Source organism: Streptomyces sp. NPDC059909 (assembly GCF_042730885.1).
Lineage (GTDB): Bacteria > Actinomycetota > Actinomycetes > Streptomycetales > Streptomycetaceae > Streptomyces.
In genome coordinates, this window is record NZ_JBHWKX010000053.1 from 43,026 (window position 1) to 52,210 (window position 9,185).

General features: G+C 70.1%; 12 protein-coding genes. 10 read left to right on the forward strand and 2 right to left on the reverse strand.

The annotated features are described in order from the left end of the window. The first annotated feature begins 1 nt into the window (after nucleotide 1). The 6 genes from ACFV9O_RS28845 to ACFV9O_RS28870 all read left to right on the forward strand — a co-directional run bounded on the left by ACFV9O_RS28845 (nucleotide 2) and on the right by ACFV9O_RS28870 (nucleotide 5,182). Nucleotides 2–526, forward strand: coding sequence for a MaoC family dehydratase (locus ACFV9O_RS28845; RefSeq protein WP_385422837.1), 525 nt, complete (start codon nucleotides 2–4; stop codon nucleotides 524–526). A 2-nt stretch (nucleotides 527–528) separates the two neighbouring features. Continuing rightward, nucleotides 529–1,734 carry an acyl-CoA dehydrogenase family protein gene (locus tag ACFV9O_RS28850; RefSeq protein WP_385422839.1) on the forward strand — a complete coding sequence of 402 codons (1,206 nt, stop codon included), beginning with the start codon at nucleotides 529–531 and terminating at the stop codon, nucleotides 1,732–1,734. Nucleotides 1,735–1,904: 170 nt separating this feature from the next. Continuing rightward, nucleotides 1,905–2,552 (forward strand): phosphatidylserine decarboxylase, encoded by a 648-nt coding sequence (locus ACFV9O_RS28855; protein WP_385422841.1) that lies wholly within the window; start codon nucleotides 1,905–1,907, stop codon nucleotides 2,550–2,552. After that, nucleotides 2,539–3,423 (forward strand): CDP-diacylglycerol--serine O-phosphatidyltransferase, encoded by an 885-nt coding sequence (gene pssA, locus ACFV9O_RS28860; protein ID WP_385422843.1) that lies wholly within the window; start codon nucleotides 2,539–2,541, stop codon nucleotides 3,421–3,423. Before ACFV9O_RS28855 ends, pssA begins: the two co-directional genes overlap by 14 nt. A 166-nt stretch (nucleotides 3,424–3,589) precedes the next feature. Then, nucleotides 3,590–4,165, forward strand: a complete 576-nt coding sequence (locus ACFV9O_RS28865) for a CGNR zinc finger domain-containing protein (RefSeq protein ID WP_385422845.1) — start codon at nucleotides 3,590–3,592, stop codon at nucleotides 4,163–4,165. Between the two features lie 573 nt (nucleotides 4,166–4,738). Continuing rightward, complete coding sequence (locus tag ACFV9O_RS28870) at nucleotides 4,739–5,182, forward strand: HPP family protein (RefSeq protein WP_385422859.1); 444 nt, start codon at nucleotides 4,739–4,741, stop codon at nucleotides 5,180–5,182. A 71-nt stretch (nucleotides 5,183–5,253) separates the two neighbouring features. Here ACFV9O_RS28870 and ACFV9O_RS28875 read toward each other — a convergent pair whose 3' ends face one another. Beyond that, the gene (locus ACFV9O_RS28875) at nucleotides 5,254–6,390 is read right to left on the reverse strand and encodes a glycerate kinase (RefSeq protein ID WP_385422847.1); all 1,137 of its coding nucleotides are present in this window, start codon (nucleotides 6,388–6,390) and stop codon (nucleotides 5,254–5,256) included. 112 nt (nucleotides 6,391–6,502) lie between these two features. Between ACFV9O_RS28875 and ACFV9O_RS28880 the strand changes: the two genes are divergently transcribed. The 4 genes from ACFV9O_RS28880 to ACFV9O_RS28895 all read left to right on the forward strand — a co-directional run bounded on the left by ACFV9O_RS28880 (nucleotide 6,503) and on the right by ACFV9O_RS28895 (nucleotide 8,958). Then, on the forward strand, nucleotides 6,503–6,631 hold the full coding sequence (locus ACFV9O_RS28880) for a hypothetical protein (protein WP_385422849.1): 129 nt from the start codon (nucleotides 6,503–6,505) through the stop codon (nucleotides 6,629–6,631). 84 nt (nucleotides 6,632–6,715) lie between these two features. Beyond that, complete coding sequence (locus tag ACFV9O_RS28885) at nucleotides 6,716–7,783, forward strand: ADP-ribosylglycohydrolase family protein (protein ID WP_385422851.1); 1,068 nt, start codon at nucleotides 6,716–6,718, stop codon at nucleotides 7,781–7,783. Between the two features lie 43 nt (nucleotides 7,784–7,826). Next, entirely contained in the window at nucleotides 7,827–8,318 is a 492-nt protein-coding gene (locus tag ACFV9O_RS28890; RefSeq protein WP_385422853.1) for an NUDIX domain-containing protein, read from the forward strand. 262 nt (nucleotides 8,319–8,580) lie between these two features. Beyond that, a complete protein-coding gene (locus ACFV9O_RS28895) occupies nucleotides 8,581–8,958 on the forward strand; it encodes a hypothetical protein (protein WP_385422855.1) in 378 nt (125 codons plus the stop codon). Nucleotides 8,959–9,031: 73 nt separating this feature from the next. Here the strand turns inward: ACFV9O_RS28895 and ACFV9O_RS28900 are convergent. Next, on the reverse strand, nucleotides 9,032–9,185 hold a 154-nt coding region (locus tag ACFV9O_RS28900), incomplete at its 5' end, for a zinc ribbon domain-containing protein (protein WP_385422861.1).

Genomic DNA, 9,185 nt, shown 5'->3' on the forward strand with positions numbered 1-9,185 from the left:
CATGCAGTTCGGACGCACGTACGAGGAGTTCGAGGTCGGCGCGGTCTACAAGCACTGGCCCGGGAAGACGGTCACGGAGTACGACGACCACCTCTTCTGCCTGCTCACGATGAACCACCACCCGCTCCACATGGACACGAACTATGCGGAGAAGACGACGGACTTCGGGAAGAACGTTGTCGTGGGCAACTACATCTACTCGCTGCTGCTCGGCATGTCCGTGCCGGACGTCTCGGGCAAGGCCATCGCCAATCTGGAGATCGAGTCGCTGCGGCACGTGGCGCCGACCTTCCACGGCGACACGATCTACGGCGAGACGACCGTCCTCGACAAGACCCCGTCGAAGTCGAAGAGCGACCGCGGGATCGTCTACGTCGAGACCAAGGGCTACAAGCAGGACGGCACGCTCGTGTGCGTGTTCCGCCGCAAGGTGATGGTCCCCACCGAGACGTACATCAAGGAGCGCGGCGGCGAGCAGCCCGGCCGCCCGGAGCTGATCGAGCCCTCGAAGAAGGCGGAGAAGTAGTCATGGCCCGACTCGCCCAGACCGCTGGTCTGACCGACATCCAGCAGGAGATCCTGTCGACCGTCCGGGACTTCGTCGACAAGGAGATCATTCCGGTCGCGACGGAGCTGGAGCACCGCGACGAGTACCCGCAGCAGATCGTCGACGGCCTCAAGGAGCTCGGACTCTTCGGCCTGATGATTCCCGAGGAGTACGGGGGGCTGGGCGAGTCCCTGCTCACGTACGCGCTGTGCGTCGAGGAGATCGCCCGTGGCTGGATGTCCGTCTCGGGCATCATCAACACGCACTTCATCGTGGCGTACATGCTGAAGCAGCACGGCACGCAGGAGCAGAAGGACTACTTCCTGCCCCGTATGGCGGCCGGCGAGGTGCGTGGCGCGTTCTCGATGTCCGAGCCGGGTCTCGGCTCGGACGTGTCGGCGATCACGTCGAAGGCGGTGAAGAACGGCGACGAGTACGTCCTGAACGGCCAGAAGATGTGGCTGACGAACGGCGGCACGTCGACCCTGGTCGCGGTTCTCGTGCGAAGTGACGAAGGACACCCCGAGGGCACGGCCCCGCACAAGTCGATGACGACCTTCCTGATCGAGAAGGAGCCCGGCTTCGGAGAGGTCCGGCCCGGTCTCACCATCCCGGGGAAGATCGACAAGATGGGCTACAAGGGCGTCGACACGACCGAGCTCATCATGGACGGACTGCGCATTCCGGCCAATCGGGTCCTCGGCGGCACCACGGGCCGAGGGTTTTACCAAATGATGGACGGAGTGGAAGTCGGCCGCGTGAATGTGGCGGCGCGTGGCTGCGGTGTCGCTCAGCGCGCCTTCGAGCTGGGTGTCTCTTATGCCCAGCAGCGTCACACTTTCGGAAAGCCGATCGCGCAGCATCAGGCCATTCAGTTCAAGCTCGCCGAGATGGCTACCAAGGTCGAGGCCGCCCATGCCATGATGGTCAACGCAGCTCGCAAAAAGGACTCCGGGGAGCGAAATGACCTGGAGGCAGGGATGGCGAAGTACCTCGCGTCCGAGTACTGCAAGGAAGTCGTCGAGGACGCCTTCCGCATCCACGGCGGTTACGGCTTCTCCAAGGAGTACGAGATCGAGCGCCTCTACCGTGAGGCTCCGATGCTGTTGATCGGCGAAGGTACCGCCGAGATCCAGAAAATGATCATTGGTCGTCGGCTCCTCGAGGAGTACCGATTCCAGGGCTGATCGTCGCTTTTGAGTCGGTTTGGCCGCGAAGAAGATCACACCCTGTGATCGCCTTCCGGCCGCCGACTCGACTTTTGGCTTGCCCAGTTGCGGCCCGCAACCGATAGCATCGCCGGAAAGCCGCCGTCCCCCTGTTGCCAGCGCGGCATCATCCGCTACGAAGGTCATCCATGCCCCACAGCCAAACCTCTGCACCACGCGGCCGTGTCCGCCTCGCGCGCGGAGCATCGCCGTGGCTCCTGCCGACCGTCGCGACCGCGGCCCTGAGCCTGGCGCGTGCGCGCCGGTCGAGGCGTGCCGCCGCCATCGCCGTGCCCACCACCGCCCTCGCGGCGGGCATGCTGTGGTTCTTCCGCGACCCCGAGCGCGAGATCGCCCAGGGCCGGGTCATCTCCCCGGCCGACGGTGTGGTGCAGAGCATCATGCCGTGGAAGGACGGGCGCACCCGCGTCGCCATCTTCATGAGCCCGCTGAACGTCCACGTCAACCGCGCTCCGCTCGCCGGCACGGTGACGTCCGTCGAGCACGTGCCCGGCGGATTCGTCCCGGCGTTCAACAAGGAGAGCGAGAACAACGAGCGCGTTGTCTGGCACTTCGACACCGAGCTCGGTGACATCGAGATGGTCCAGATCGCGGGCGCCGTCGCCCGTCGCATCGTTCCGTACATCCCGCAGGGCACCAAGGTCGAGCAGGGTGAGCGCATCGGCCTGATCCGCTTCGGCTCGCGGGTCGACATCTACCTTCCCGCAGGTGTCGAGGTCGCTGTCGAGGTCGGCCAGGCCACGACTGCGGGGGTGACTCGCATTGACCGTGATTGATCCCGAGACAGAGGCGGGCTGGGTTCGGGATGCCGAGGGCTCCGAGTCCGCGTCCGCGTCCGGGGCCGCCGACGAAGCCGAGGAGATGCCCCTCTCCCTGCGGCTCTCGATAGCGGACACCCTCACGCTCGGTAACGCGACGTGCGGATTCATGGCGGTGTACTTCACCACCACCGGGATCCTGATCCCCCACCTCGTCGGCAGCGGCGAGAGCGGCATGGCCCGGCACTCCGCGGCCACCGCCGTGATCCTCATGCTCTGCGCGGCGATCTTCGACCTCTGCGACGGGCTCGTGGCACGCAAGCTGCGCAGCTCGCCGATGGGCGCGGAGCTGGACAACCTGTCCGACCTGATCAGCTTCGGGCTGGCGCCGGCGTACTTCGTCCTCGTGTACGGAATGGTCGCCGACGACGCCCACCAGAAGGTCTCGGCGGTCGCCGCGATCGTGGTGCTGCTCGCGGTCGTGCTGCGACTGGCCAGATTCTCGTGCGTGACGATGAAGGACGGCATGTTCCAGGGCATGCCGAGCCCCTTCGGCGCGCTGACGGTCGTCTCGATCGTGCTCCTCGAGCTGCCGTTCATCCCGACGCTGCTCGCGATCATCGGCACGGCCTGGCTGATGGTGAGCCGGGTCGAGTACCCGAAGCCGCGGGGTGTCCTCGCGGTGGCGATGCTCGGCTGGATCGTGTCCGCGATGGGTCTGCTGGCGGCCTGGGCGTTCGACGCGCCGGGCGGTCAGCTGCTGCTCCAGACCGGCTGCGCGCTGCAGATCGTGCTCGCGGCGACGATCCCGCTGTTCGCGACGGCGCGGCGGGTGAACACGTTCCGGGACAACCGGCGTGAGGCGCGGGCTTCGGCGCAGCTGCCGTAGCCGCTGACGCGGCAACATCCGTACGACGACGAAGGGCCCGGGTGCACGGCACCCGGGCCCTTCGTCGTACCCGGAACGTCAACTGCTGATCAAGGGATGACCGGTTACTGTGGACGTTGCGACGACGCCCTGTCCGCCCTGTCCACCGCGAAGGAGGGAGCTTCCTGTGCCGCCCACCATCGAGGCCGACCCCCGGCCGCTGACCGGCGAGCCCCTCTCCGTCGATCTCCTCAACACCCGCTGGATCGACGCGGACGGCCGCCACGACCTGCTGGACTCCGTCGCCGGCCTGTCCGTATGGCTCGGCAGTCCTCCCGTCCGCGAGGCGCTCGGCGACCGTCCCGTTCCAGCGCACCGCGACACGCTGGAGCGGCTCCTCCAGGCCCGGGCGGCGCTCGACGCGCTCGTCGCCTCGCCCGCGCGGCCGTCGGCGAAGGCCGTGGACGCGCTCAATGCGGTACTGGAGCACGGGCGTGTCCGCCACCTGCTGGGCTCCGACGGGCAGCCGGAGGACGACACCGAGGTGGACGACCCGTCCTGGCTGCCGGCCTGGTCCGCGGCCGAGAACTGGCTGCGACTGCTCGCCGACCGCCCCGACCGGATCCGCCCGTGCGCGAACCACGAGTGCCTGCTGCACTTCTACGACGTGTCCAAGAACGGCACCCGGCGCTGGTGCTCCATGGCAGGTTGCGGCAACCGCGCCAAGGCGCAGCGCCACTACGCACGCAACCGCCCGGCCTGACCCGGCGCCTTGCCCTTGCCCTGGCCGGGCACCGGGCTGTGCGGCGCCCTCGCCGGAGGAGCCCCGCGCCTCCGTCGCGACCTCGTCGAGCGCCACCCGCAGGAGATCTCGAAGGACGGCCCGGCACCCAACTCCTGCCACTGGGCGGCAGCCCTGGCCGGCGCGTCGACCACCGCAGCGTGCCCCGGGTCCGCGGCGCGGCCCTGCGTCCTCCACTCGTCTTGCTCCGCCGGTCGGGTGAGCGCGTCCACGGCGTGAGCGCGCGCTCCGCCCTGACTTACCCGTGTTCGCCAGCTCCAGCGGCAACGGCTCGCCGGACAGCGGAAGTTGGCCGACGGCCGGCCCGCCGCCCTCCTCGTCCGCCCTGTCGCCCATCGCTCCACCTGCCGCGATCGATGACCAAACACGCGACCAATACATACTGCATACAGTATGGTCCTCGCACGCAAGTTCCGGACAGCTCTGTGGGAGGGAACATCCGTGTCCGACATCTCGACGACCGAGCGCACCGCCGTACGACGCCTGGCCACCGCCTGGGCAGGCAAGGCCCCGTCACACGCGGCGAAGTCCGCCATCTCGGTCGCCACCCTGGGCGGCGTGGTGTCGCTGGTCTCTCTGGTCGCGATCGGCGCGGCTCTCGGCCATACGGTGCTCATCCCGCCGCTGGCCGCCAGTGCGGCCCTCGTCTTCGCCGCCCCGGCGCTGCCGCTCGCCCAGCCCCGCAGCGTCATCGGCGGCCAGCTCATCTCCACCGTCGTCGGTTTCGTCGCCCTGGGGATCGGCGGCAGTTCACTGTGGACCGCCGCAGTGGCCGGCGGTCTCTCCATCGGCGCTATGGGGCTCACCCGTACGCCGCACTCACCCGCCGCCGCGACGTCGGTCATCGTGGTGCTCACCGAGCCCGCTCCGGCGAGCTTCCTGCTGCTTCTGCTGCTGGCCACGGCGGTCATCGTCGCCGTGGGCATCGTCGTGGGGCGCAGCGGGAAGACGCCCCGGTATCCGAGCTACTGGTGGTAGGGACACACGCGTGCCCCCGCCGGACGGTTTCCGGCGGGGGCACGCGGCCGCTCGGTCCAGGGGGGCGCGGGTCAGCTTCCGACGAGGAAGTCCCGTGCGATGTTCTCCGCGAGGCGCTCCAGCAGCGGACCCGCCTGCGCCATGCAGACCGCAGGGTCCGGCTCCAGGTCCAGGAGGGCGTACGCGCGGCGGATGCCGGCCTTGCCGACGGCCTCGGGCGGGAGCGCGAGGCGGCCGCAGACCGCGACGACTTCCTTGCCCTCCGCGCGGGCGGCCGCGGCGACGCCCGCCGGGGCCTTGCCGTGGAGGGTCTGCTCGTCCAGGGAGCCCTCGCCGGTGATGACGAGCGTCGCCCTGGACAGCGCCGGGGCGAAGCCGAGGATGTCGAGCATGACCTCGATGCCGGGACGGAAACGCGCACCGAGCGCGACCAGAGCGCCGTAGCCGATGCCGCCCGCGGCGCCCGCGCCGGGCAGCGCGGCCTGCTCGGGGCCGAGGACGGAGGCGTAGTGGGCCAGCGCCGCGTCCAGCGCGGCGACGTCCTCCGGCGAGGCACCCTTCTGCGGGCCGAAGACGGCGGGCGCGCCTTTCGGGCCGGTCAGCGGGTTGTCCACATCGCTGGCGAGGACCAGGTCGACGTCCTTGAAACGGGCGTCGAGGCCGCACAGGTCGGCGGAGGCCACATCGATCAGCGCGCCGCCGCCGGGTCCGACGGGCTTGCCGTCCGCGTCCAGGAAGCGCGCACCCAGCGCGGCCAGCATCCCGGCCCCGCCGTCCGTGGTCGCGCTGCCCCCGACGCCGAAGACGATGGTCCGCGCCCCCGCGTCCAGCGCCGCGCTCAGCAGCTCGCCGGAGCCGTACGTCGTCGCCGTGAGCGGAGCGAAGACCCCGTCGGGGAGGTGCTGGAGGCCCGACGCCTCCGCCATCTCCACCACCGCGGTGGTGTCGCGCAGCGCGAACGCGGCCGTCACGGGCTCGCCGGTCGGCCCCGTCACCCGCACCTCACGGCGCTCGAACCCCGCGGCGACCGCCGCCGCGACCGTGCCGTCGCCGCCGTCGGCGACGGGCAGGGTCTCCACGGGAAGCCCCGGGACGACCCGCCGCAGCCCGGCCGTCACCCGCTCCGCGACCTGCACGGCCGTAAGCGAGCCCTTGAACTTGTCCGCCGCCACGAGCACTCGCGCGGCAGTAACTGCTCCGTCCGCCACCTTGCTATCCCTTGCTTTCGAACAGGCAGTCGCGCCGCCCCGACCCTATCCGCACCCCGAGACGGCGTGCCACCCCCTGATACAGGCCTATGTCGCACCATAGTGGGGCGACATGAACACGGAACGTACGGATCTGATCGATCGGCCGGCGCCGCCCGTTCCTTCACCCGACCGCGCCATCATCGGAATCGGCGTGGCCGCGGTCGTCGCGGTGGTGGCGTGGGCGGCGAGGCTCCGGTGACCACGACGGCCGGGGCCGGGGCGAGGGCGGCGCGCGCCGAGGGCGGGCCCGATGTCTGAGCCGGAACCGGGTACACCCCGCATCATGACCCCTCAAGGCACGCGGACGGCCGACCGGATCCTCGGCGGCTGGCTCGGCCGGATCGCCGGCAACATGCTCGGGAAGCCCGTCGAACGCGGGGACTACTGGACGCGCGACCGCATCGACCGCTACCTCCGGCTCACCGACGCGCTCCCGCTCACCGACTACCTCCCCGAGCCCCCACCGGACGCGCCCGAAGGAGAGTTCGAGCTGCGCCCCGAGTGGCGGCAGTGCGTCCGCGGCCGGATCCACGGCAGTTCCCGTGACGACGACGTGGACTACGCGATCCTCGGACTGCATCTCCTCGAGACCCATGGCTTCGGCTTCACCACGGAGCAGGTCGGCGAGCTGTGGCTGCTGAGGCTCCCGTATCTGCAGACGTTCACGGCGGAGCGGGCGGCGTACCGCAATCTCACGTCCGGCCTGAAACCGCCGCTGACGGCCACGTACGACAACCCGTACCAGGAGTGGATCGGCGCCCTGATCCGCGCCGACATCTTCGGCTGGACCTCCCCCGGTGACCCGCACCGCGCCGCGTCCCTCGCCCGCCGCGACGCGGTGCTGTCCCACACCGGCAACGGCGTCTACGGGGCGATGTGGGCGGCCGCGATGGTCGCGGCGGCGTTCACGGCGGCGGATGCGCGCGAGGCGATCGAGACGGCCCTCGACCGCATCCCGGCGAGCAGCCGGCTCGCGCGTGCGGTCCGCCGTACGGCGGCCCTGTACGACAGCGGACTGACCTGGTCCGATGCCCTCACCGCGCTGGAAGAGGAGCACGGGCGGCTCGGCTGGATCCACACCGTCCCCAACGCGTCGGTCATCACGGCCGGACTGCTGTACGGCGCCGGGGACTTCACCACCACCATCGCCCTCACGGTCCGCGGCGGTCTCGACACGGACTCCAACGGCGCGACGGCCGGATCGGTCGCCGGGGTGCTCGCCGGCGCGTCCGGCATCCCACCCCAGTGGACCCGGCCGCTGGAGGACCGCGTACGCAGCGCGGTGTTCGGCTTCGACGGCGCGAGGATCGGCGAACTGGCGGACCGCACGGCCCGGTTGGCGTCCACCTGACACGGGGTCCCGGGCCCGGCCGACGGGCCGTTAGGCTGCACCGGTGACCACCTCGGACTACGCCACGTACATCGCCGGCCTCCCCCGTGTCCTCTCCGGCGCCGCCACGCTCTTCCGTGACGCGGAGGGCCGGGTGCTGCTCGTCGAGCCCAACTACCGCGAGGGCTGGGCCCTCCCGGGCGGCACGATCGAGTCCGACGCCGGCGAGACCCCGCGCGAGGCCGCGCGCCGCGAGACCCTCGAGGAGATCGGCCTGGACGTCACGCCCGGCCGGCTGCTCGCGGTCGACTGGGTGCGGGGCGCGCAGCGCCCGCCGATCGTGGCGTACGTCTACGACGGCGGGGTGCTCGGCGGCGACGGCTTCAAGGCGATCCGGCTGCAGGAGGAGGAGCTGATCTCCTGGAAGCTGGTGGCCCGCGACGAGATCACGACGTATCTGCTCGGGTCCCTGGGCTCCCGGGTCCTGGCCGCCCTCGACGCGCTCGACGGGGGTACGGGGCCGGTGGAGCTGGTGGACGGGCGTCCGGCGGGCTGACGGGGCAGGTCGGGGCGCCGAGTGGGAGCGGATCGGGCGGAAAGCGGACTCCGAGACGGGCGCGGTCCGGAGCCCGGGTAATCCGGTCGCCGTCGTGTCGCCGTGCTGCGTACGCTCGCGACATGACTCTCGTCGCGATCCCCAGCGGCGCCGGGATCTCCACGAGCAGAGCATTGGCGGAAGTAACCTCACGGCATGACCGACGACTTGGTGCAGCGAGCCCACTGAGGTGACCTAGGGTGCGTTTCAGAAGTGGATCTTCATGTATCAAGATCCACTTCTGAAACGCACCCTAGCGCAATGGCAAGTTGAGGAACGACTGGCCCGTGTCCGGGAGGACATCCAGGACTGGACGGAGCGCCGCGAACAGCGTCTGGTCAGCAAGGAGCGGTTCTTCGCGTTCCTTGCGAAGGCGGAGGCGAAAGAGCGCCGACTGATCAACGAGCGGAACGAGTGGCGCCGTCGCTCACTGCGCACGCAGGGGAGACCGGTTGACTTGAGGCGAGTGTGGGATGGACTTGACTTCGTAGAGCGGCGCGCGTACGTCGAGAAGACACTGTTGACCGTACTCGTCAGCCCTGCGGTCAGGCCGGGAGGACCGGTCTGGAACCGGCTGACCCGCGATGAGGAGTCAACTTGACCCGGCCGTAAACGACCGGGCTTGGAGGTAGTGCCCAACTGGCTGCTGGGTGGGCTCCTGCGTCCAGACACCCCTATGGGGTGGCAGGGACGCGTGACTCACGCCCCGCAGTCCACGCAGCCTCGCCGCGCTGGGCGATGTTGCGGGAGGCATTCCGGTCTGCGTGGGCAACGACCCCGCAGTTCCGGCAGGTGAACAGGGCCTGGCTTGCCCGGTTCTTCTTGTCG